Origin of the sequence: Stenotrophomonas maltophilia (genome assembly GCF_001274595.1) — a bacterium.
Classification (GTDB): Bacteria; Pseudomonadota; Gammaproteobacteria; order Xanthomonadales; family Xanthomonadaceae; genus Stenotrophomonas; species Stenotrophomonas forensis.
The window spans coordinates 3,588,089-3,609,469 of the sequence record NZ_CP011010.1; the positions used below are offsets into that span (position 1 = coordinate 3,588,089).

Sequence of the window (21,381 nt, forward strand, 5' to 3'; positions counted from 1 at the left end):
AACACCGTGCCAAGCTGCAAGCGGTTGATTTCAAAGGCATGACCATAGCGCAGCAGTGAAACATATGAAACATTGAAACGGATGTATCATGAAACATCATTCGTCCTTGCCACCGCCATGTACCTGCCCCGCTCGCCCCTGCGCCATGCCGACACCGACCCCGGCCGCCCGGTGATCTGGACGGTCAGCGTCTCGCGCCTGACCGGCCTGCTCGGCGACGTCATTCCCGAGTTCGACCGCCGTGCGCGCATCGAGCAGATCAACCTCGGCTTCGAGGAAGCGGTGGACGTGATCGGCCAGCGCCTGCGCCGCGAGCACTGCGACGTGGTCATCGCCGGTGGCTCCAACGCCGCCTGGCTGCGCGGCCGGCTCGACCTGCCGCTGGTGCCCATCCAGGCCAACGGCTTCGACCTGATGGAGGCACTGGCGCGTGCACGGCGCATCGCCAGCCGCATCGGCCTGGTCACCCACGCCAGTGACGTACCGGTATTCAGCAACTTCCAGCAGAGCTTCGGCCTGGATATCGAGCATCGGCGCTTTGTCACCCGCGAGGACGCGCGCGACTGCATCGCAGACCTGCGCGCCAACGGCATCGAGGTGATCGTCGGCACCGGCATGGCCATCGACCACGCCGAGCAGGCCGGCCTGCCGGGCGTGCTGCTGTATTCGGCCGATTCGGTGCGGCAGGCGTTTGAACACGCACTGGAACTGACCCAGGCCCTGGCCCGCTCCGGTGGCACCCGCCCTGCCCCGCGTCGCCGCGCCGCGTCGCGCGCCGATGCGCATGAGCTGCTCGGCGACAGCGACGCGATGGCGCAGGTGCGCGCACAGATCGCGCTGTATGCGCCGCATGACAGCACCGTGCTGGTCAGCGGCGAGACTGGCACCGGCAAGGAACTGGTCGCGCGCCAGCTGCACGCTGCCAGCGCTCGTCGTGGACGCTTCGTGGCGCTGAACTGCGGCGCGATCAGCGAATCATTGCTGGAGGCCGAGCTGTTCGGTTACAGCGATGGCGCCTTCACTGGCGCGCGGCGGGGGGGCCGTGTCGGCCTGGTCGAGGCGGCCGATGGCGGCACTCTGTTCCTGGATGAAATCGGCGAACTGCCACTACCGCTGCAGACCCGCCTGCTGCGGGTACTGGAAGAACGCGAAGTACTGCGCGTGGGCGCCACCGAACCGACCCCGGTCGACCTGCGCGTGGTCGCCGCCACCCTGCAGTCACTGGAACAGCGCGCGGCGGCCGGCAGCTTCCGCCGCGACCTGTACTACCGGCTGGCCGCGCTGCGCATCGCGCTGCCCTCGCTGCGTGCGCGGCGCAGTGACATTGCGCTGCTGACACAGCATTTCTTCCGCCAGCTGCGTGGCATCGACGCGCCGCTGGACGAGGCTGCAATGACCACACTGACCAACGCCGAATGGCCCGGCAACGTGCGAGAGCTTCGCAACCTGGTGGATCGCCTGCGCATCCACTGGCAGCCGGGCGAAGGACTCATCGATGCGGCGCGACTGCGGCAGTTGGCACCCGAACTGGTGAACGACGGCGCCGCCGCGTTGCCAGTGGAAAGCAACGGCAAGCGCCCGCCGCGTGCGCAGCTGGAAACGCTGCTGCAGGAACACCGCAATGACCGCGAAGGCATGGCGCAGGCGCTGGGCGTGTCACGCACCACGCTGTGGCGCTGGCTGCGCGCGGAAGGGCTGTAGAGTCGAGCTTGCTCGACTAGAGAAAATCAGCCGAGCATGGCTCGGCCCCACAGAAAAGCAGTCGAGCAAGCTCGACTCTACAGATTGCGCGAGCGCGCCCAGCGTGCCTCGATGGCGAAGCGGCCACTGCCCACTGCCGCTATCCACAGCAACAGCACGCCCAGTGGCACTTCGCTCAGGTAGAAGAACCAGCTCAGCCAGTCCGGCACGCTCAGTCCTGCCGGAATGCGCGCAATGCCATCGGTCAGCGCCGCCACCGCGCAGATCGCGGCCAGCAGCAGGGCAGACGGGCGACTGAGCAGGCCCAACACCAGCAGTCCACCCGCAATCCACTCAATTGCGCCGAGCACCGGCGCATTGAACACCGGGAACGGAATGCCGGCATCGACCAGCGTATGCACCATGCGTTCGCGGCCGGCCTCGGTGAACACCTTGTTCCAGCCGGAGACGCAGAACATTACCCCGGCCACGATGCGGGCAAGCAGCAGAAGAGACGCTTCCACGCCACGGCGCGGTGATGGCACGGCAAACAGGCAACGCCAGGAGGGCATGGCAACTCCGGATGTCGAGGGAATCGATCGCAGTGTGCCGGTTGGCAGCCTGCTCGCAGATGAAGCGGGCCAGTCCGAACACGACAACCCGCTTTCGTAGAGTCGAGCTTGCTCGACTGGGTATAGAGCAGTCGAGCAAGCTCGACTCTACGAAAGCGGCCGAGCATGGCTCGGCCCTACAGAGGACACGTCAGCCGGGCCGCATCATTCACGGGTACAGCAGCCGCTTGCTCCAGCGCCCTTCGGCACCGGCCTCATAGCACCAGCGCTCGTGCAGGCGGAACTGCGCGCCGTACCAGAACTCGATGCGGTCAGGCACCACGCGCAGGCCGCTCCAGCCTTCCGGTCGCGGCACGTCCTTGCCCTCGAAGCGGGCTTCGATCTCGGCCACGCGCGCGTCGAATTCCTCACGCGTCGCCAGCGTCTTCGACTGCTGCGAAGCCCACGCGCCGATCTGGCTCATGCGCGGGCGGCTGGCGAAATAGACATCGGCTTCGGCATCGGCGACCTGTTCGACACGGCCTTCGATGCGCACCTGGATACCCGCCTCGCGCAGGCTGCGCCACAGGAACAGCAGCGCGGCCTGCGGATTGGCCTGCAGTTCCCGGCCCTTGTGGCTGTCCAGGTGGGTGTAGAACACGAAGCCGCGCTCGTCGAACGCCTTCAGCAGCACGGTGCGCGCGGAGGGGCGGCCCTGCGCATCAGCGGTGGCCACGGTCATCGCGTTCGGCTCGACCTCGCGGCTCTGCTTGGCCTCTTCGAACAGGCCGGCAAACGTGGACAGGGCTTCGGCGTACAGGTCGCTCATGATTGCGTTCTTCTCACACGGTTTGGGCTATTGTGGCGGCATGGTCGCTGCTGCGTATATGCCCCAGGTGAAAGGATTCCCCGAAACATTGGCCGAGCGGGTTCTGGACGATGTGCTGGGCAGCGGCATGACGGTTCCAGTATTGGCGATCAGCGGCCTGCAGGGGAGCGGCAAATCGACGCTGGCCGCGCAGGTGGTGGCACGCGCCCAGGCACGCGGCCTGAACGCGGCCACGCTGTCGATCGATGACGTCTACCTCACCCGGGTGCAGCGTCAACGGCTGGCCCGCCAGGTGCATCCGCTGCTGATCACCCGTGGCCCACCCGGCACCCACGATCTGCCACTGGCCCACGCCGTGCTCGACGCCGTGGCCGCGCGCCAGCCCTTCGCAATGCCACGCTTCGACAAGCTGGCCGATGAGCGCCTGCCCGAGGCGCAGTGGCCTCGCCTGCAACAACCGCTGGACCTGCTGGTATTCGAAGGCTGGTTCCTCGGCACGCCCGCGCAGGATGAAGAGGCGCTGGAAAGCCCGCTGAACGCACTGGAACGCGAGGCCGACACCGATGGCCGCTGGCGGCGCTGGTGCAACCAGGCGCTGGCCCGCGACTACCCGGCGCTGTGGCAGCGCTGCCACCGCCTGTGGTTCCTGCAGCCACCGGACTTCTCGGTGGTGCCGCGCTGGCGCTGGCAGCAGGAACAGAATCTACAGGCGGCACAGCCGGGCCGGCACGGCATGAGCCGGCCGCAGCTGGAGCGCTTCGTGCAGTACTACGAGCGGGTCAGCCGCCAGGCGCTGCAGGCCCTGCCCGCCCTGGCCGACCACGTGGTGGTGCTGGACGGGCAGCGCCAGGTGCAGGACGTGCGCTGAGGCCATCTACTCCACCAGGAACGTCACCCGCAGGTTGACCCGCCATTCGGTGATCTCGCCGCTGCCGTTGGTGACCACCTTGGTCTCGTTCACCCAGGCGCCCTGGATGCCCTTGACCGTCTCGGAAACCTTCTTCAGCCCGCTGCGCACCGCGTCCTCCACACTTTTCGGCGAGGAGGCGGTGATTTCGATGACCTTGGCGACCGTCATGGCCTGTACTCCGGCTGGCGCGGGAGACCCCGCAGGAACGCCTACCCTGACGTGAAGAACGTAAAGGCCGGGGCACGGAGGTGTTAGCATCAGAGGGCATGAATCCTGCTCCGAACCTGATCCTGATCGGCCCGATGGGCGCCGGCAAAACCTGCATCGGCCGCCGCCTGGCCGAGCGCTTCACGCTGGACTTCGTCGATGTCGACCAGGCCATCGTCGATGCCGCCGGCGCCAGCATCCCCACCATTTTCGAGCATTCGGGCGAAGCCGGCTTCCGCAGCCATGAACGCGAGGCGCTGGCGCGCGTGCTGGAAGGCCGTGGCCAGCTGGTCTCCACCGGCGGCGGTGCGGTGCTGGACCCCGGCAACCGTGCGCTGATCGCCCAGCGCGGCTTCGTGGTCTACCTGCGGGTCAGTGTGGCCGCGCAGCTGGAACGCCTGGCCCGCGACAAGGGCCGGCCGTTGCTGCAGCGCCCGGACCGCGAGCAGGTGCTGCACGATCTGGCCGCACACCGCGACCCGCTGTACCGCGAGCTGGCCGACCTCACCCTCGATACCGACCCATACACCGCTGCCGACGCGACCGCCCATCTGGTGGTCAAGCTGGCCACGCAATGGCAGCGCCAGGACCTGACCGCATGACTTTCCCCGCACCGCTGCAGGTCGCCGTTGGCGGCGACCGTCCCTACACCATCACCATCGGCGCTGGCGCCCAGGCCGACGGCGCCGCGCTGGCCTCGCACGTACGCGGCCGCCATGTGCTGCTGCTCAGCGACAGTGAAGTGGCGCCGCGCTATCTGGCGTCGGTGAAGCAGACGCTGCTGGCGGCACGTCCCGACCTGATCATCGGCGAACACGTGCTGGCTGCGGGCGAAGCCTCCAAGACCCTGGCCGAGTTCGGCCGCGCCATCGAAGCGCTGGCCACGTTGGGTGCCACCCGCGATGCCTGCGTGTTCGCGCTGGGCGGCGGCGTGGTCGGCGACCTGGCGGGCTTCGCTGCGGCGTGCTGGATGCGTGGCGTGGACTGCGTGCAGTTGCCGACCACCCTGCTGGCGATGGTCGATTCGTCGGTGGGCGGCAAGACCGCGGTGGACATCCCGGCTGGCAAGAACCTGGTCGGCGCCTTCCACCCGCCACGCGCGGTGATCGCTGATACCCGCGTGCTGGCCACCCTGCCACCGCGCGAACTGCGTGCCGGCCTGGCCGAAGTGGTGAAGTACGGTGCGCTGGGCGATGCCGCCTTCTTCGACTGGCTGCAGCAGAATGCCGAGGCGCTGGTTGCTGGCGTAGACGGAGTGCTGTCCGAAGCGATCGCACGCAGCTGCCGGCACAAGGCCGCGATTGTCGAACGCGATCCGTTCGAGAAGGGCGAGCGCGCCCTGCTCAACCTCGGCCACACCTTCGGCCATGCCATCGAGACCGAACAGGGTTACTCGGCCCCCGGCCGCGATGCGCTGAACCACGGCGAAGCGGTGGCGGTGGGCATGGTGCTGGCGGCGAAGCTGTCCACCGATCTGGGCCTGGCCGACGATGCCGACCGCATGCGCCTGCAGGCGCTGCTTGAACGGCTCGGCCTGCCGGTGGCGATCCCGGCCGGGCTGGACCCGCAGCCCCTGCTCGGCCGCATGCGGCTGGACAAGAAGAACGTGGCCGGCCGCCTGCGCCTGGTGCTGTGGCGGGGCATGGGCCGTGCCGAAGTGGTGCCGGACGTGGATGAGGCAGCGGTGCTGAAGGTGCTGTCGGCCCGGTAGTGCCGGCCGCTGGCCGGCAATCCTGCCGCGCAGCCCGGTAGTGCCGGCCGCTGGCCGGCTTCCCCGTTGCTGACATTGCCGGCCAGCGGCCGGCACTACCGCGTTGCGGCAGGGGTCACCCGTGCCCCGCTACAATCAGTGCCATGCACGTCTACCTGCAACATCCCGATGCCGGTGCGCAGGCGCCGCGCTTCCTGCGCCTGAGCCTGCAGCCGGACCTGTTCGGCGGTTGGGAACTGCTGCGCGAGAGCGGTCGCGTCGGTGGCCGCTCGCAGCTTCGGCGCGAGCTGTTCCTGCAGGCCGATGAAGCACGCCATGCCTTCGAGAAGGCCCGTGATGCCGAACTGCATCGCGGCTTCCAGATCCTTTCGCACGGCGACTGACGCCGCTGCCAACTTTCGCCCAAGGAATGCCCATCGTGACCAGCCCTCTCCGCAACGATCGCCTGCTGCGCGCCCTGCGCCGCGAACCGGTGGACTGCACCCCCGTCTGGTTGATGCGCCAGGCCGGCCGCTACCTGCCGGAATACCGTGCGACCCGGGCCAAGGCCGGCAGCTTCCTGGCCATGGCCAAGACCCCGGAGATCGCCTGCGAAGTCACCCTGCAGCCGCTGCGCCGCTTCCCGCTGGACGCGGCCATCCTGTTCTCGGACATCCTCACCATTCCCGATGCGATGGGCCTGGAGCTGTACTTCGTCGAAGGCGAAGGCCCGAAATTCCGCCACCCGGTGCGCGATGAAGCCGCCATCGCCAGGCTGGCAGTGCCGGACATGGAACAGGATCTGGGCTATGTGATGGACGCGGTGCGGCTGATCCGCCGCGAGCTGGACGGCCAGGTGCCGCTGATCGGCTTCTCCGGCAGCCCGTGGACGCTGGCCTGCTACGTGGTGGAAGGCGGCGGCAGCAAGGACTTCTCGCGCATCAAGGCCATGGCGCTGAACCACCCGCAGGCCCTGCACCGCCTGCTGGAAGTGACCACCGAGGCGGTGATCGCCTACCTCGGCGCGCAGCGCGCCGCCGGTGCGCAGGCGCTGCAGGTGTTCGACACCTGGGGCGGCGTGCTGTCGCCGGCGATGTACCGCGAGTTCTCGCTGCGCTACCTGCAGCGGATTGCCCAGGGCCTGGACCGTGGCGCAGGCAGCGAGCGTACGCCGCTGATCCTGTTCGGCAAGGGCACCGGCCTGCACCTGGAAGCGCTGTCGCAGACCGGCGCCGATGCGCTCGGCCTGGACTGGACGCTGGACCTGGACGAGGCCCTGCGCCGCACCGGCGGCCGCGTCGCCCTGCAGGGCAACCTCGACCCGACCACGCTGTACGCCTCGCCCGATGCCATCGCCGCAGCCGCCGCGCGCGTGCTCGACACCTACGCCGCCGGCAACGGCGGTTCGCGCGAGGGCCATGTGTTCAACCTCGGCCACGGCATGTCACCGGACATGGACCCGGCACACGTGCAGGTACTGGTCGACGCGGTGCACGCGCACAGCCAGCGCTGAGCATTGCGCAGGCAGCCACGGTGCGATGTTGATCGCGCCGTGACCCGCATTGCGCGATCATGGCGTCCCCCACGCTGCACCGGCCGCACGCCATGTCCACATCGTCATCGAACTACACCCGCCACCGCCCCCTGCTGTGGCTGGTGTCGCTGGCGATCTTCATGCAGATGCTGGATTCGACCATCGTCAACACCGCTTTGCCGGCGATGGCAGCCAGCCTGGGCGAAAGCCCGCTGCAGATGCAGTCGGTGGTGTTCAGCTACGCGCTGGCGGTCGCCACCTTCATTCCCGCCTCCGGCTGGATCGCCGACCGCTATGGCACGCGGCGCACCTTCCTGGTGGCGATCATCCTGTTCACTCTCGGCTCGCTGGCCTGCGCGCTGGCCCAGCACCTGCACCAGCTGGTCGGTGCGCGCGTGCTGCAGGGCATCGGCGGCGCGATGCTGCTGCCGGTCGGTCGCCTGGCGGTGATGCGTTCGGTGTCGCGCGAGGATTTCCTGCGCGCAATGAGCTTCATCGCCATTCCGGCCCTGGTCGGTCCTTTGATCGGCCCGACCCTGGGCGGCTGGCTGGTCGAGATCGCATCCTGGCACTGGGTGTTCCTGATCAACCTGCCGATCGGCGTGATCGGTTTCATCGCCGCGATGAAGATCATGCCCGACCACTACGCCAGCCATCGCACCCGCTTCGACCTGCGCGGCTACGTCATGCTGGCCTTCGCGATGGTGGTGTTGTCGCTGGCGCTGGACGGCATCTCCGGCCTCGGCACACCGCACGCGCTGGTGATGCTGATGACGGTCGCGGGCCTGGCTGCGCTGGTAGGTTACTGGCTGCATGCCGCCAACTCCACCGCGCCGTTGTTCTCGCTGGCATTGTTCCGCGTGCCCAGCTACCGCATCGGCATCCTTGGCAACCTGTTCTCGCGCATCGGCAGCAGTGCCATGCCGATGCTGATCCCGCTGCTGCTGCAGGTCGGCCTGGGCCTGGGCCCGATGAACGCCGGCCTGATGATGGTGCCCGTCGCTGCGGCCGGCATGGTGTCGAAGAAGCTGGCGGTGAAGCTGGTCGAGCGCTACGGCTACCGCCGCGTGTTGATGGTCAACACCGTGCTGGTGGGGCTGGCGATGGCCAGCTTCATCCTGATGACACCGGGCCAGCACCTGGCGTGGCGCCTGCTGCAGCTGGCGTTCTTCGGTGCGGTCAATTCGCTGCAGTTCACCGTGATGAACACCGTGACCCTGCGCGATCTCGACCGCGAGTTCGCCAGCTCCGGCAACAGCCTGCTGTCGATGGTGATGATGCTCGCCGCCGGTTTCGGTGCCGCGGCGGCGGGCAGCCTGCTGGCTGCGTTCGGTACCCACCTGGACAGCAACAGTGCCACCGCTGCGCTGCATGCCACGTTCCTGTGCGTGGGTGCGATCACGCTGACGTCGACGATGATTTTCTGGCAGTTGCCGGATACCAAGCCCGAACCGCGGCAGGTCGAGCACGTCGCGGAGTGAGGGGGTCGGCAGGGCCTGCGGCCCTGCACCTGCTACAGGCAACGGCAACAGCTGAAACAGCAGCCAAAGCGGTATTCCGTGGGATGGCGGGGCGGTGCCGGGTTGCGGGGACGCCGTGAACCCGTCCATGGGGGCTTGGCCGCGGCATCCATGCCGCGGACACCCCGCAACCCGACACCGCCCCACCTCTGACAGATGGTCGCTGCTGTTGGTGGGTGTCGACCTTGGTCGACACATCGGTCAGAAATCGAAATACATCTGGGGTCAGATCCGTTTTCCTTCGGAAAACGGATCTGACCCCGAGCGTCGTTCCGACAGATCGCAGAAAACTGTCGAAGGCGGGGTGGGTCCGGTTGCGGGAGTGTCCGCGGCATGGATGCCGCGGCCAAGCCCCCACGGACGGGTTTACGGCGTCTCCCGCAACCGGACCCACCCCGCCATTCCACGGAATGCACGCTTTTGACGTTGACGTTGATCCGGCGGGTGCAGGGCCTACGGCCCTGCCGAACCTACCTGCCCATCACCCGGGCGATCGCTTCCACCAGCAGTTCCCCGGTCACAGGCTTGCGCAGGAAGCCGCCAATACCCGCCGCTTCAACCTGCTGCTGCAAATCCGGATCGGTACGCGCGGTCACCGCCAGCAGCGGCAGCATGTAGCCCTGGTTGCGCAGGTGCTGGGCCAGCTCGAATCCGCTCAGGCCCGGCAGGTCCAGATCGAGCAGGCCGACGTCGAAATCGCCGGCACTGATCTCGCGCAGCGCCGCCAGCGCATGCCCGGCATGTACCACTTCGTGGCCTCGTGCGCTCAGCAGGCCGCGCACCACGTCGGCCACGGTCGCGTCGTCCTCGACCAGGAGCACCCGCAGCGGTGGCATGTTCGCAGCCTCCTCGCGATGCGTTCCGCCCTCGGCTTCGGCACTGGCATCGACCACCAGCGGCAACGGCAGGGTAACGCCGAAGCAGGTGCCACGGCCCAGCTGGCTTTCCACCTGGATGCGCCCCTGCATCGCCTGCGCCAGTTCACGGCAGATCGCCAGGCCCAGGCCGCTACCACCGTACTGTGCGGCGGTACGTGCACCGTCGGCCTGCTCGAAGCGCCGGAACAGGCGCTGCTGCTGTTCCTGGCTGATGCCCGGGCCGGTGTCGCGCACCTCGAAATGCAGCGCGCGCAGCTCACCATCGCTGCGCGCGTGCAGCGTGATGGTGCCACGGCTGGTGAACTTGACCGCGTTCGAGAGCAGGTTGAGCAGGATCTGCCGCACCCGCATCGCATCGCCGGTGGCCTGCAGGCCGGGCGGCAGCTGGTTGTCGAGGGTGAAGCGCAGCCCCTTCTGCGCAGCCAGCGGCCCCATCAGCGCGGCCAGATCCTGCAGCAGGCAGCTCAGCGCGAAGGGTTTGTGCTGCAGCTCCAGTCGCCCGGACTCGATACGCGCCAGGTCCAGCGCGTCGTTGACCAGGTGCAGCAGATGTTCGCCGGCATGCCGGATCGATTGCGTGTAGCCCCGCTGCTGCGGGTCCAGCGGCGAGGCCAGCAGCAGTTCACTCATGCCCAGCACGCCGGTCATCGGCGTGCGGATCTCGTGGCCGAGGTTGGCCAGGAAACGGGTCTTGGCCGCCGAGGCCTGCTCGGCCAGTTCCTGCTTGTGCAACGCCAGCTGGTAGGCGTGACGACGCTGCAGGCGACGCCGGTACAACCAGGCGAACCAGCTGGTCAGCAGCAACGCGATGGAGGCCAGCACCAGCAGGCCAGACAGGCTGCGCCACCACGGCGGCTGCACGCGGAACTCCAGGCTCTGCACCCGCGACCAGACATGGTCGGCCGAGCGTGCCTGCACTTCCAGCCGATAACTGCCCGGGGGCAGGCGCGAGAACAGGCGCTCACCGGCCGGCCCGACTTCGACCCAATCCGGATCGTAGCCGGCCAGGCGGTAGCGATAGGTATTGGAGGCCGAATCGGCGAACGACAGCAGCCGCGCGACGATGCGCAGGTCGCGATCACCATCGACGATCTGCAGCGGCGTGTCATGGGTCAGGTCGAGCACCTGCTCGTTGCGGCGCACCTCGACCCGTTCGATCACCAGGGGCGCGCGCCGCACCGATGGCCGCACCAGTTCCGGATCGAACACCACCACGCCGGCTGGCGTTCCCGCCACCAGGTGGCCGTCGCCTGACATCACCAGGGTGTGCTCGCGGAATTCCTGGCTGGGCAGGCCATCGTGCACCCCATACAGGCGCACGCTCTGGCCGTCGGCGCCAATCCGCACCAGGCCGCGCGCACTGGTGGCCCACGCCACGCCCTGCGCGTCGACCACCAACCCCGACGCGGAGATCGCCGGATAGCCCTGCTCGGCGCCGACCACCGCCTGCCGTTCCAGCCGCCCCTGGCTCCAGCGATAGCGCGACAGCCGGCCATCCTCGGACAACCACACCTGGCCATCGCGGCCTACGTGCAGCGCATGGATCGCGGTCGCAGGGGCGCCCGGTACCGGCTGGAAGCGCTCGCTTTCCGGCAACCACTGCAGCAGGCCGCGGCTGCTGGCCAGCCAGATGTGGTCCTGCGGCCCGCACTCGACATCCAGGTTGAGCTGCCCCTGCTGCAGGCCGCGCTGGCCATTGTCCAGCTGGCGGCGCAGGCGCCCGTCCAGGTCGCGCTGCTGCAGGCCGGACGGCAGCATCAGCCACAGGCTGTCGCCATCACAGGTCATCATCGATTCGATGACCCCTTCCATGGTCGCATCGGCACCGGCATCACGCCCCCAGCGGCGCAGATCGCGCAGCTTCGGGTCATAGCGCAGCAGTGCATCGTTCGAACCGATCCAGACCTGGCCGCGGCGATCCTCGCGCACCGAGGTCAGCCAGTGCATGCCATTGACCCAGGTGCGGTGCTGTTCGACCTTGCCGGTCTTCGGGTCGAAGCGGTCCAGCGCACCATGGCCGCCCACCGTCCAGATGCCGCCATTGCTGGAGGGGCTGGTGCCCAGGACGAAGGCGTTGCGCAGCGAGCTGGGGTCGTCCTCCAAGCGTGACAGCACCGAGAACTGCCACCAGCGGGGCAGCAGGTGCCACAGCCCGGCATTGGTGCTGGCCAGCCAGATTCCACCCTCACGGTCTTCGTAGGCACCGGTCCAGTTCGGTCGTACCGGGCCACGCGCCACCGCGCTGTACAACGGCACGCCCTGATACTGGCCATCGACCGCACGGCCGAGGCCGGTTCGGGTGTCCAGCCAGTAGCCGCCCTGTTCGTCGCGCAGCATCATGCCCAACACCTGCTCCCCTTGCGGAAGCTTCCACGGCGGTGTCTCGAAGCGACCGTCGGGGCGGCGCACGGTGGCACCGGCCATCGTGCTGATCCACAGGCTGCCGTCGGGCTCGGCGGTCAGGCCATTGATCAGCAGGCTGGGGATGACGTCGGTGCCGACACGTTCGAAGTCGGTCCCGGTCCAGCGCGCTACGCCATGCTTGGTACCAATCCACAGGCTGCCGTCGGCCAGGGTTGCCAGATACGGAACCGATGCGGCCGGCAGGCTGCGCGGATTGTTGGCCTCCGGCAGGAAGCGCTGCAGCCGATCCTGGTTGTCCAGCCGGTACAACCCTCCCTCGTGGGTACCGAACCAGACCGAACCGTCCGGCGTGGCCGCCAGGCTCCAGACCGTGTTGGTCCCCATCAGCGGCTGGCTGCTGCGGTCGTAGAAGTGCAGCTGGCGGCGGTCGGCGGACATCCGCACCAGGCCGGCATTCTCGGTCCCGATCCAGAGCTGGTTGCGCGCATCGACCAGCACCGTCCAGATCCGGTTGTCGCGCAATCCGTCCTCCGAACGCCAGATCCGGTAGTTGCGCCCGTCGTAGCGGGCCAGGCCGTCGTTGGTGGCGATCCACAGGTAGCCGTAGCGGTCTTCGGCCATGCGGTTGACGGTATTGGACGGCAGGCCGTCGAACACCGTCACCTGGCGCGGACTCGGGGGCACAGGCTGCGCGGCAGCGGGTGACAGGCCACACAGGAGGATCAGCAGCAGCATCGCCGCCCGCAGATACGCCACCGATTGCCTCCTCACGCTGCCCTGATGATTCCCGCGCTGCGGGCGTCGGCATGGTAAACCGAAAGTCGCGTCGTTCACGCTTGGCTCCGGCGCTTTCAGGCCATGTCCTGTCGCTTGGCACGAGCCTGCACGATCGCCGCCACCAGCATGTCGCCGGTGACCGGCTTGCGCAGGAAACCATCGAATCCCGCGGCGAGAACCTGCGACTCGGCATAGGCGTCGGAACGCGCGGTCACCGCCACCAGCGGCAGCTCATAGCCCAGCGCGCGCAGCTGGCGGGCGATCGCGGTGCCGTCCAATGCCGGCAGATCGAGGTCCAGCAGGCCAACATCGAAGCCGTCGGTGGCGATCTCGGACAAGGCCCCCAGGCCGTGCAGCACGTGCACGACGTCATGCCCCCGGCTGCGCAGCAGGCCGGCGATGACTTCGGCCACGGTGGCATCGTCCTCCACCAGCAGGATGCGCAGCGGCGGCAGTACCGGCAGCGACGGAACGTCACCTGCGGCAGCGGCCGCCTGCCGCGTCCAGGGCAGCGGCAACCGCACCCGGAAGCGCGCGCCCTTGCCGGGCGAGCTTTCCACGTCGATGCGCCCGCCCATCGCCACCGCCAGCTCCTGGCAGATCGCAAGGCCCAGCCCGCTGCCGCCATAGCGCGAGGCCGTGCGTGGGCCATCGGCCTGCTCGAAACGGTGGAACAGGCGCTCCTGCTGCTCGGCGTTGATGCCCGGCCCGCTGTCGTACACCTCGAAACAGACGCCCCCGCCGTTGTCCTCCAGGCGCACGGCCAGGCCGACATGGCCGCGCTCGGTGAACTTGATCGCGTTGCCCAGCAGGTTGAGCAGGATCTGGCGCACCCGCATCTCGTCACCACTGACGCTGATCGGACCCTGCGGATCGTTGCCACGCTGGAAATCCAGCCTGCGCTGCTTGGCCATCGGCTGCATCAGCACCTGCACCTGGTCGAGCAGGCCGGCCAGATCGAACGGACGCAGGTCCAGCTCCAGCCGGCCGGCCTCGATGCGGGCGAGGTCCAGCGCATCGTTGACCAGTCGCAACAGGTGGCTCCCGGCCTGCTGGATCGAGCCGGCATAGCTGCGCTGCACCGGGTCCAGCGACGTGGCCAGCAGCAGCTCGCTCATGCCCAGCACGCCGGTCATCGGTGTGCGCACCTCATGGCCCAGCGTGGCCAGGAAGCGGCTCTTGGCCTGCGAAGCCTGCTCGGCCAGCTCCTGCTTGTGCACGGTCAACTGCCACTGCTGGCGACGGCGCAGGCGCCCCCTGATCGACCAGGCCAGGGTGAGCAGCAGCAGTGAACCGATCAGGATGTAGCCGAAGATCGCCATGCCACTGCGCCACCACGGCGGCAGCACCTTCACCTTCAACTGCTGCGAAGGCGTCCATGCACCGTTGGCGGTGGCCGCCTGCACTTCGATGACGTAGCTGCCGGTGGGCAGCCGGGACAGCGTACGCTGGCCATCCCCGCCCTGCTCCACCCAGTCCTGGTCATAGCCGCGCACCCGGAAGCGGTAGCGGTTGCCCTGCGGATTGGCATACGACAGCAGGCGTGCGTCGATCTGCAGGTCACGATCATCCGGCCCCAGCAACAGGGTGCCGGTGTCCGGCAGGGGCTGCCAGCCGCGCGCGTCATCGCGGCGCACGCGCACCTCGGCAATCACCAGCGACGACGCGGGCAACGCGACGTCAACGGCATTCACATCGAACGCGACCAGGCCGGTCTGGGCCACGGCGAGGACGCGGCCATCGGCGTTCACTGCCGGAGGCCGGCTGGTGAATTCGGCATCGGACAGGCCATCGCGTTCATTGAACAGTTGCAGTCGCCGCGCCTTGGGATCCCAGCGCAACAGGCCGCGCGGCGTGGTCGCCCACACCCGGCCGTCGTCGGCTAATGCCAGTCCGCCCATGCTCACCGGCGGCACGCCGGCACTTCCATCAACGCGCTGGATCAGGCGCAGGCTCATGCCATCCCACTGGTAGCGTTCGAGCGCGCCTTGCCGGGCCAGCCACAGCTGCTGCGGGTCGACCCACACCAGGTCGAAGATCAGCCCGCTGGATACCCCTGGCACCGCCTCGAAGCGCCCCGCCTGCTCGCGCCAGATGCCCATTTCGCCCATGACCCACGCCTTGCCATGGGCATCGAAGCGGATCTGCTCGATCGGTGAATCGGCCGCCTTGCGGAAATCATCCAGCGGATAGCTGCGCAGCACCCGGCCATCGGCGCTGCGCTGCTGCAGGCCCAGGTTCATCACCGACAGCCAGACCGTGCCATCGGGGGCCTGCCGCATCAGATCGATACGCTGGCGCAGGTCGGCGCCACCGTCGATCCGCCAGTCCTGCAGCGCGCGGCTGGCCGGGTCGTACACGCTGATGCGGCCGGCTCGGCCCAGCCACAGGCGCCCGTCCGGCCGCGGCAGCACCGACCACACCGCGCCACTGCCAATCTGGCGGTCGCTGGCCAGCAGGCGCAGCGTGCCGTGCGCATCCAGCTGGTACACGCCGTGCGCCGAGCCCACGTAATACGCCTGGCCGTCGCTGGCCGCGCTCAGCAGGTACTGGCTGTCCAACGGCTTGCCATCGAGCTGGTTCCAGATCGAAAAACGGCGCCAGTCCGGCGGCAGGTAAGCCAGCCCCTGGGTCAGCAGCGCCACCCACACTCCGCCCTCGTGGTCCTGCAGCAGATCGAGCACACCGCTCTGGGCGGTAAGGAAACCACTGCCGCGGTCGCCGTCGAGCCGCCACAACGCACTGGCATCTCCGCGCAGCAGACCGTCGGACGTACCCGCCCAGTAGCCGCCCTGGCGGTCGGCCAGTACCAGTGCCGAACGCAGGCGGGCGCTGTCGGTCCACCGCGGGCGGCTGACCCGGTCCTGCGCATCGATGCGATAGAGGCCGTCGTTCTGGCTGCCGATCCAGATCGAGCCATCCGCATCGCGGCTCATCCGCAGCACGCTCAACGTGCCCAGCTCCCGCGCCGCCACCGGCTCGAACCCATGGCCGTTCCAGCGTGCCACGCCGGCCTCGGTGCCGATCCACAGGCGACCGCGCGCATCGACCAGGCTGCTGTAGATGGTGTTGCTGGGCAGGCCGTCCGCGCGCGCAGGATCATGCTTGAAGAAGCGCAGGCTGCCGTCCTCTCCGAACCGGCAGATCCCTTGGCTGCTGGTGCCGATCCACAAGGCGTCCTCGGCATAGGCCAGCGTCCAGAACTGGCCCAGGCATGGGCCATTGACCGCATCGAAGGTCCTGAAGCGCTCACGGTCGGCATCCAGGCGCGCCAGCCCCTTGCCGTTGATGCCTACCCATACGCGGTCCAGCGGATCGACCAGCAGCGTCTCGATCTCATTGCCCGGCAGCGAGCCCGGCTGTTCCGGATCATGCTCCCAGACCCGCAGGCTGGCACCGTCGTAACGCACCAGGCCGCCATCGGTGGCGGCCCAGACGTGGCCCTGGCGATCCTCGGCCAGCGCCAACACCATGCGCGAGGGCATGCCTTCGGCCGCGCCGAAACGGCGCAGGCGTGGTGTTTCCGCCATTTCCAGGGGCGCAGCCGCTGCGGCGAACGCCATCAGCAGCAGCCCCATTCCCGCGATGCCTCGCCACCACAGGCGCCAGCCGCTCGTCATCCTGAACCCCCTGTCCTGGGCCGATTGTCACACAGGCACGGGTTCATGACTGCAACAGCTTGTTTCCACGGGCAGTGGCACCACGAACTGTTGCAGCCATGCACGCATCGTTGGCAGGGGCCTGTGCGTATGATCGCAACGTCCCCCTTCCGGAGCCCGCCATCGATGCGTCCCTGCCTGGCCCTGCTGCCGATGCTGCTCGCCACCACCCCCGCCTGGGCGGATGCAGACACCTATCGCCTCGATCCGGTGCATACCCGCGTGTTGTTCAGCATCGACCACGCGGGTTACTCGCAGGCCATGGGCACGGTCTCGGGCAGTGAAGGCCGCCTGCAGTTCGATCCCGACAACTGGCGCGAAGCCACGCTGGACGTCGAGGTGCCCGTGTCGCGATTGGACCTCGGCGACGCCAAGTGGAACCAGGCCACGCTGGCCCGCAGCCTGCTCGACGGCGAACGATTCCCGAACGCCCGATTCGTCTCCAGCCGGGTCGAGCCCATCGATGCCAAGCGTGCCCACGTGATCGGCACCCTCACCCTGCGCGGGGTCAGCCAGGAGATCACGCTGGAGGTGACGCTCAATGCCATCAAGCGCTATCCCCTTCCCCCATTTCGACGCACCGCCGGTTTTTCCGCCAGCACCACGCTGAGCCGGCGCGCGTTCGGCATCACCGCCTGGCCGGGCGTCATCGGTGATGCCGTACAGCTGAGGATCGAGGCTGAGGCCACTCTCGACCGCAGCGACGCCCCGGGAACTCCCGCTCCCGTCCCGCACTCCGACCCCAAGACGGCCCGCTAGAGGACCTTTCATGACCGCCAAGAACACCCCCGCCGCCTGGGGGAGTGTCAGCCAGATCCTGCATTGGTTGATTGCACTGCTGATCCTCGCCCTGGGCGTGGTCGGCCTGACCATGGGTGAATTGCCCAAGACCCCGAAGTATTTCTGGGTCTACACCGCGCACAAGTCGATCGGCATCACCGTGCTGGCGCTGGTGCTGTTCCGCCTCGGCTGGCGCCTGTATGCCGGCGCGCCCAAGCCGGTGCCGGGTGTGCCCAGCTGGCAGGAGCGCATCGCCAGTGCAACCCACGTGCTGTTGTATGTGCTGATGTTCGCCATTCCGCTGTCGGGCTGGCTGTACGACTCGGCCAGTGGCCTGCGCCCGTTCCGCTGGTTCGGGCTGGTTGACGTACCCAAGCTGAGCGGCCCCGACCCTCAGGTTGTCGCGGTGTCCCATGCCATCCACGAATACGGCTTCTGGCTGTTGATCGCGGTGGTGCTGGCCCATGCCGGCGCTGCTTTCTACCACCACCTGTTCCAGCGCGATGCAACGTTGTCCCGCATGTTGCCGCGCGGCTGGCTCGCCTCCCCTCAGAAGGACTGACCGATGACCCTGAAACTGACCACCCCGGCCGCCGTGGCCGCCGCCCTGGCCGGCATGCTGGCCACTGCCCCGGTGCTCGCCGCCGACTACGCGCAGGCCCCCGGTGCCGGTTCGATCCTGGTGTTTGCCACCAAGTACGACGGTGAAGTGTTCACCGGCAGCTTCCCGGGCTTCGCCACCAAGCTCAGCTTCGACCCGGCCAACCCGGCCGCCGGCTCGCTGGACGTGGTGATCCCGCTGGCTGGTGCCAAGAGCGGCAACAGCGACCGCGACTCGACCCTGCAGACCGCCGACTTCTTCAACGTCGGCAAGTTCGCCACCGCACGCTATACCGCCAAGGGCTTCCGCGCGGTGGGCAACGACCAGTTCGCCGCCGATGGCACCCTGGAACTGCGCGGCGTCAGCAAGCCGGTCACCCTCACCTTCACCTGGAAGCCGGGCACCCAGCCGGTGCTGACCGGCAAGGCCACCGTGAAGCGCCTGGACTTCGGCGTGGGCGGCGGTGACTGGGCCGACACCAAGACCATCCCCGACGAAACCGCGATCAGCACGATCGTGAAGTTCAACGCGAAATAAGACGATCCCGGTAGTGCCGGGCGCTGCCCGGCATTAACGGATATCGGGTGGTTGCCGGCCAGCGGCCGGCACTACCTGATCGCATTCGGCCAGCCAGGCCTGCACGGTGGCCGCATCGAACGGCCAGTCCAGTTCGCGCTGCCCCGCCTCGTCGCGCAGCACCGGTACCCGCGCGCCATAGCGCGTCTCCAGCGCAGGCTGGTCGTCCAGGAACACCGATTCGAACTCCGGTGCCCGCGCCTTTGCCAGTTCGGCCAGGGCCAGGTCGCACAGGTGGCAATCGTCACGCTGGATCAGGGTCAACACCGGTTCGGCTCCCGTGGCGGAAATGCTGCGCCGCAGCCATCGCATGGCCCGGCAAGCCGCTAGAATAGCGGCTTGTCCGGTACCCGCAGTTTGGCATCCATGGCTGTCAGCACGTTCGACGTTTTCAAGATCGGCATTGGTCCGAGTTCCTCGCACACCGTCGGGCCGATGAAGGCCGCCGAGCGATTCATCCATCGCTGGCTGCTCGATCCGGGCCGCCTGCACGAGGTCGCGCGCATCCGCGCCGATGTCTATGGCTCGCTGGCGCTGACCGGCCGCGGCCACGGCACCGACAAGGCGATCCTGCTCGGCCTGGAAGGCCAGCGGCCGAACCTGATCGACCCGGACATCATCCCGGCCACCCTGGAGCGCATCCGCAGCAGCAAGCGCATCCAGCTGATGGGGCAGCACGAGATCGCCTTCGACGAGAAGCGCGACCTCGGCATGAACAAGCGCCAGAAGCTGCCGTACCACACCAACGGCATGCGCTTCACCGCGTACAACGCCGACGACGAAGTGATCGCCACCCGCGATTACTACTCCGTTGGTGGCGGCTTCGTGGTCAACCAGGACGACGCGGCCGATGACCGCATCGTGCCCGACGAGACGCCGCTGCCCTACCCGTTCAAGAGCGGCGACGAGCTGCTGGCGCAGACCGCGCGCAGCGGCCTGAGCATCGCCCAGCTGATGTTCGAGAACGAGAAGTGCTGGCGCAGCGAGGACGAGATCCGCGCCCAGCTGCGCGAGATCTGGAGCGCGATGCAATCGTGCGTGACGCGCGGCATCCGCGAGGAAGGCGTGCTGCCGGGTGGCCTGAAGGTCGGCCGACGCGCACCGGCGCTGTACCGCGAACTGTCGTCGAAGCCGGAAGCAGCAATGCGCGACCCGCTGACCACGCTGGACTGGGTCAATCTGTACGCGCTGGCAGTGAATGAGGAAAACGCTGCCGGTGGCCGCGTGGTGACCGCGCCGACCAACGGTGCCGCCGGCGTGCTGCCTGCGGTGCTGCACTACTTCGACCGCTTCTGCCCCGGCGCGAACGAGCAGCGCGTGTTCGACTTCCTGCTGACCTCGGCGGCGATCGGCATCCTGTACAAGGAGAACGCCTCGATTTCCGGTGCCGAAGTGGGCTGCCAGGGCGAAGTGGGCGTGGCCTGCTCGATGGCGGCCGGCGGCCTGGTCGCAGCGCTGGGTGGCAACCCGAGCCAGATCGAGAACGCCGCGGAAATCGGCATGGAACACAACCTGGGCCTGACCTGCGATCCGATCGGCGGCCTGGTGCAGATTCCGTGCATCGAGCGCAACGCGATGGGCGCGGTGAAGGCGATCAACGCCTCGCGCATGGCCATGCGTGGCGACGGCAAGCACAAGGTATCGCTGGACAAGGTCATCAAGACCATGCGCGATACCGGCCGCGACATGCAGGACAAGTACAAGGAAACCAGCCGCGGCGGCCTGGCGGTGAACGTCATCGAGTGTTGAGGTGTAGAGCCGGGCCCATGCTCGGCTTCGCATGACGGGATGCATTACGCTGGGGGCTCCCTCGCCCCCGAGAACGCCATGCGCCTGCTCGCTGCCGCCCTGCTCGCCTGCCTGCCGATGTCCGCCCTGGCCGCGCCCTCCTATGGTCCGCGGCTGGAAGGTTTCGACTACGGCTATCCGGTGAAGACCTTCGCACTGGAATCGCAGCAGCAGCCGTTGGAAATGGCCTACCTGGATGTCCTGCCCAAACGACGGGCCATCGGGGTGGTGGTGTTGCTGCACGGCAAGAACTTCTGCGCGGCCACCTGGCAGCAGACCATCGCCCCGCTGCTGGCCGCGGGCTACCGGGTGATCGCACCGGACCAGGTGGGCTTCTGCAAATCCAGCAAACCCGAGCGCTACCAGTACAGTTTCGCGCAGCTCGCCGCCAACACCCACGCCCTGCTGCAGCAGCTGCAGCTGGGTGATGTGCCGGTGCACCTGGTCGGCCATTCGATGGGCGGCATGCTTGCCGTGCGCTATGCGCTGATGTACCCGCAGGACCTGCGCAGCCTGTCACTGGTCAACCCGATCGGGTTGGAAGACTGGAAGGCGCTGGGCGTGCCGTGGCGCAGCGTCGACGAGTGGTATGCCGGCGAACTGAAAACCAGCTACGACAGCATCCGGCGCTACCAGTTGGACGTCTACTACGATGGCCAGTGGAAAGCCGACTACGAGCCGTGGGCGCGGATGCAGTCGGGCATGTACGAAGGGCCGGGCAAGCAGGCCGTTGCCTGGAGCCAGGCATTGGCCTCGGACATGGTGTTCAACCAGCCGGTGGTCTACGAACTGAAGCACCTGCAGGTACCGACCACCCTGTTCATCGGCCAGAAGGACCGCACGGCGATCGGCCGCGACCGCGCATCACCGGCGCTGAAGGCCACGCTGGGCAACTACCCGGCACTGGGCAAGGCCGCGGCGGCAGCGATCCCCGGCGCAACACTGGTCGAATTCGCCGAGCTGGGCCATTCGCCGCAGGTACAGGATCCGAAACAGTTCAACGCCGCGTTGTTGAAGGCGTTGAAGGCGCGCTGAGG

At 68.0% G+C, this 21,381-nt stretch carries 18 protein-coding genes; 12 read left to right on the forward strand and 6 right to left on the reverse strand.

Annotation, left to right across the window (positions count from 1 at the left end; translation table 11 throughout):
• Nucleotides 1-117: 117 nt before the first annotated feature.
• Nucleotides 118-1,701 carry a propionate catabolism operon regulatory protein PrpR gene (gene prpR / locus VN11_RS16460; RefSeq protein WP_053450512.1) on the forward strand — a complete coding sequence of 528 codons (1,584 nt, stop codon included), beginning with the start codon at nt 118-120 and terminating at the stop codon, nt 1,699-1,701.
• Between the two features lie 77 nt (nt 1,702-1,778).
• On the opposite strand, the gene VN11_RS16465 is transcribed toward prpR, so the two are convergent.
• Both VN11_RS16465 and pdxH read right to left on the reverse strand, forming a co-directional pair.
• A complete protein-coding gene (locus VN11_RS16465; protein WP_053450513.1) occupies nt 1,779-2,252 on the reverse strand; it encodes a DoxX family protein in 474 nt (157 codons plus the stop codon).
• Between the two features lie 208 nt (nt 2,253-2,460).
• Nucleotides 2,461-3,060, reverse strand: coding sequence for a pyridoxamine 5'-phosphate oxidase (gene pdxH / locus VN11_RS16470; RefSeq protein WP_053450514.1), 600 nt, complete (start codon nt 3,058-3,060; stop codon nt 2,461-2,463).
• Between the two features lie 40 nt (nt 3,061-3,100).
• Here pdxH and VN11_RS16475 point away from each other — a divergent pair, with 40 nt between their 5' ends.
• A complete protein-coding gene (locus VN11_RS16475; RefSeq protein ID WP_053451365.1) occupies nt 3,101-3,928 on the forward strand; it encodes a kinase in 828 nt (275 codons plus the stop codon).
• A 6-nt stretch (nt 3,929-3,934) separates the two neighbouring features.
• Here VN11_RS16475 and VN11_RS16480 read toward each other — a convergent pair whose 3' ends face one another.
• Nucleotides 3,935-4,138: a dodecin family protein gene (locus VN11_RS16480; protein WP_005410663.1), complete on the reverse strand. Its 204-nt coding sequence runs from the start codon at nt 4,136-4,138 to the stop codon at nt 3,935-3,937.
• 98 nt (nt 4,139-4,236) lie between these two features.
• On the opposite strand from VN11_RS16480, the gene VN11_RS16485 reads away from it, so the two are divergent.
• From VN11_RS16485 to mdtD, 5 genes are all read left to right on the forward strand, one after another.
• Nucleotides 4,237-4,779 carry a shikimate kinase gene (locus tag VN11_RS16485; RefSeq protein WP_010482764.1) on the forward strand — a complete coding sequence of 181 codons (543 nt, stop codon included), beginning with the start codon at nt 4,237-4,239 and terminating at the stop codon, nt 4,777-4,779.
• Complete coding sequence (gene aroB / locus VN11_RS16490; protein ID WP_053450515.1) at nt 4,776-5,888, forward strand: 3-dehydroquinate synthase; 1,113 nt, start codon at nt 4,776-4,778, stop codon at nt 5,886-5,888. The genes VN11_RS16485 and aroB overlap by 4 nt, the downstream gene beginning before the upstream one ends.
• Nucleotides 5,889-6,031: 143 nt before the next feature.
• The gene (locus VN11_RS16495; protein WP_019660053.1) at nt 6,032-6,271 is read left to right on the forward strand and encodes a WGR domain-containing protein; all 240 of its coding nucleotides are present in this window, start codon (nt 6,032-6,034) and stop codon (nt 6,269-6,271) included.
• 26 nt (nt 6,272-6,297) lie between these two features.
• Nucleotides 6,298-7,380, forward strand: a complete 1,083-nt coding sequence (gene hemE, locus VN11_RS16500; RefSeq protein WP_053450516.1) for a uroporphyrinogen decarboxylase — start codon at nt 6,298-6,300, stop codon at nt 7,378-7,380.
• A gap of 92 nt (nt 7,381-7,472) precedes the next feature.
• On the forward strand, nt 7,473-8,882 hold the full coding sequence (gene mdtD / locus VN11_RS16505) for a multidrug transporter subunit MdtD (RefSeq protein ID WP_053450517.1): 1,410 nt from the start codon (nt 7,473-7,475) through the stop codon (nt 8,880-8,882).
• A gap of 509 nt (nt 8,883-9,391) precedes the next feature.
• Here the strand turns inward: mdtD and VN11_RS16510 are convergent.
• Together VN11_RS16510 and VN11_RS16515 are read right to left on the reverse strand one after the other, a co-directional pair.
• Nucleotides 9,392-12,919, reverse strand: a complete 3,528-nt coding sequence (locus VN11_RS16510; protein WP_053450518.1) for a hybrid sensor histidine kinase/response regulator — start codon at nt 12,917-12,919, stop codon at nt 9,392-9,394.
• A gap of 95 nt (nt 12,920-13,014) precedes the next feature.
• Entirely contained in the window at nt 13,015-16,560 is a 3,546-nt protein-coding gene (locus VN11_RS16515; RefSeq protein WP_053450519.1) for a hybrid sensor histidine kinase/response regulator, read from the reverse strand.
• A gap of 165 nt (nt 16,561-16,725) precedes the next feature.
• Between VN11_RS16515 and VN11_RS16520 the strand changes: the two genes are divergently transcribed.
• From VN11_RS16520 to VN11_RS16530, 3 genes are read left to right on the forward strand one after another with little or no spacing between them, the layout of a single operon-like run.
• The gene (locus tag VN11_RS16520; RefSeq protein WP_053450520.1) at nt 16,726-17,358 is read left to right on the forward strand and encodes a YceI family protein; all 633 of its coding nucleotides are present in this window, start codon (nt 16,726-16,728) and stop codon (nt 17,356-17,358) included.
• Nucleotides 17,359-17,368: 10 nt separating this feature from the next.
• A complete protein-coding gene (locus tag VN11_RS16525; RefSeq protein ID WP_005410672.1) occupies nt 17,369-17,941 on the forward strand; it encodes a cytochrome b in 573 nt (190 codons plus the stop codon).
• 3 nt (nt 17,942-17,944) lie between these two features.
• Complete coding sequence (locus VN11_RS16530; protein WP_008268387.1) at nt 17,945-18,517, forward strand: YceI family protein; 573 nt, start codon at nt 17,945-17,947, stop codon at nt 18,515-18,517.
• Between the two features lie 33 nt (nt 18,518-18,550).
• On the opposite strand, the gene VN11_RS16535 is transcribed toward VN11_RS16530, so the two are convergent.
• Nucleotides 18,551-18,823 carry a glutaredoxin family protein gene (locus VN11_RS16535; RefSeq protein WP_053451366.1) on the reverse strand — a complete coding sequence of 91 codons (273 nt, stop codon included), beginning with the start codon at nt 18,821-18,823 and terminating at the stop codon, nt 18,551-18,553.
• Between the two features lie 99 nt (nt 18,824-18,922).
• Here VN11_RS16535 and VN11_RS16540 point away from each other — a divergent pair, with 99 nt between their 5' ends.
• The gene (locus VN11_RS16540; RefSeq protein ID WP_006464040.1) at nt 18,923-20,305 is read left to right on the forward strand and encodes an L-serine ammonia-lyase; all 1,383 of its coding nucleotides are present in this window, start codon (nt 18,923-18,925) and stop codon (nt 20,303-20,305) included.
• 78 nt (nt 20,306-20,383) lie between these two features.
• Nucleotides 20,384-21,379, forward strand: coding sequence for an alpha/beta fold hydrolase (locus tag VN11_RS16545; RefSeq protein WP_053450521.1), 996 nt, complete (start codon nt 20,384-20,386; stop codon nt 21,377-21,379).
• The last annotated feature ends 2 nt before the right edge of the window (nt 21,380-21,381 follow it).

What these genes read in the sequence shown, in the direction of transcription:
- mdtD (WP_053450517.1), top strand. Translation starts at nt 7,473, where the DNA reads ATGTCCACATCGTCATCGAACTACACCCGCCACCGCCCCCTGCTGTGG.
- VN11_RS16545 (WP_053450521.1), top strand. Translation starts at nt 20,384, where the DNA reads ATGCGCCTGCTCGCTGCCGCCCTGCTCGCCTGCCTGCCGATGTCCGCC.
- prpR (WP_053450512.1), top strand. Translation starts at nt 118, where the DNA reads ATGTACCTGCCCCGCTCGCCCCTGCGCCATGCCGACACCGACCCCGGC.
- VN11_RS16515 (WP_053450519.1), bottom strand. Translation starts at nt 16,560, where the DNA reads ATGACGAGCGGCTGGCGCCTGTGGTGGCGAGGCATCGCGGGAATGGGG.
- pdxH (WP_053450514.1), bottom strand. Translation starts at nt 3,060, where the DNA reads ATGAGCGACCTGTACGCCGAAGCCCTGTCCACGTTTGCCGGCCTGTTC.
- aroB (WP_053450515.1), top strand. Translation starts at nt 4,776, where the DNA reads ATGACTTTCCCCGCACCGCTGCAGGTCGCCGTTGGCGGCGACCGTCCC.
- VN11_RS16525 (WP_005410672.1), top strand. Translation starts at nt 17,369, where the DNA reads ATGACCGCCAAGAACACCCCCGCCGCCTGGGGGAGTGTCAGCCAGATC.
- VN11_RS16485 (WP_010482764.1), top strand. Translation starts at nt 4,237, where the DNA reads ATGAATCCTGCTCCGAACCTGATCCTGATCGGCCCGATGGGCGCCGGC.
- VN11_RS16520 (WP_053450520.1), top strand. Translation starts at nt 16,726, where the DNA reads ATGCGTCCCTGCCTGGCCCTGCTGCCGATGCTGCTCGCCACCACCCCC.
- VN11_RS16530 (WP_008268387.1), top strand. Translation starts at nt 17,945, where the DNA reads ATGACCCTGAAACTGACCACCCCGGCCGCCGTGGCCGCCGCCCTGGCC.
- VN11_RS16495 (WP_019660053.1), top strand. Translation starts at nt 6,032, where the DNA reads ATGCACGTCTACCTGCAACATCCCGATGCCGGTGCGCAGGCGCCGCGC.
- VN11_RS16540 (WP_006464040.1), top strand. Translation starts at nt 18,923, where the DNA reads ATGGCTGTCAGCACGTTCGACGTTTTCAAGATCGGCATTGGTCCGAGT.
- VN11_RS16465 (WP_053450513.1), bottom strand. Translation starts at nt 2,252, where the DNA reads ATGCCCTCCTGGCGTTGCCTGTTTGCCGTGCCATCACCGCGCCGTGGC.
- VN11_RS16475 (WP_053451365.1), top strand. Translation starts at nt 3,101, where the DNA reads ATGGTCGCTGCTGCGTATATGCCCCAGGTGAAAGGATTCCCCGAAACA.
- hemE (WP_053450516.1), top strand. Translation starts at nt 6,298, where the DNA reads ATGCCCATCGTGACCAGCCCTCTCCGCAACGATCGCCTGCTGCGCGCC.
- VN11_RS16480 (WP_005410663.1), bottom strand. Translation starts at nt 4,138, where the DNA reads ATGACGGTCGCCAAGGTCATCGAAATCACCGCCTCCTCGCCGAAAAGT.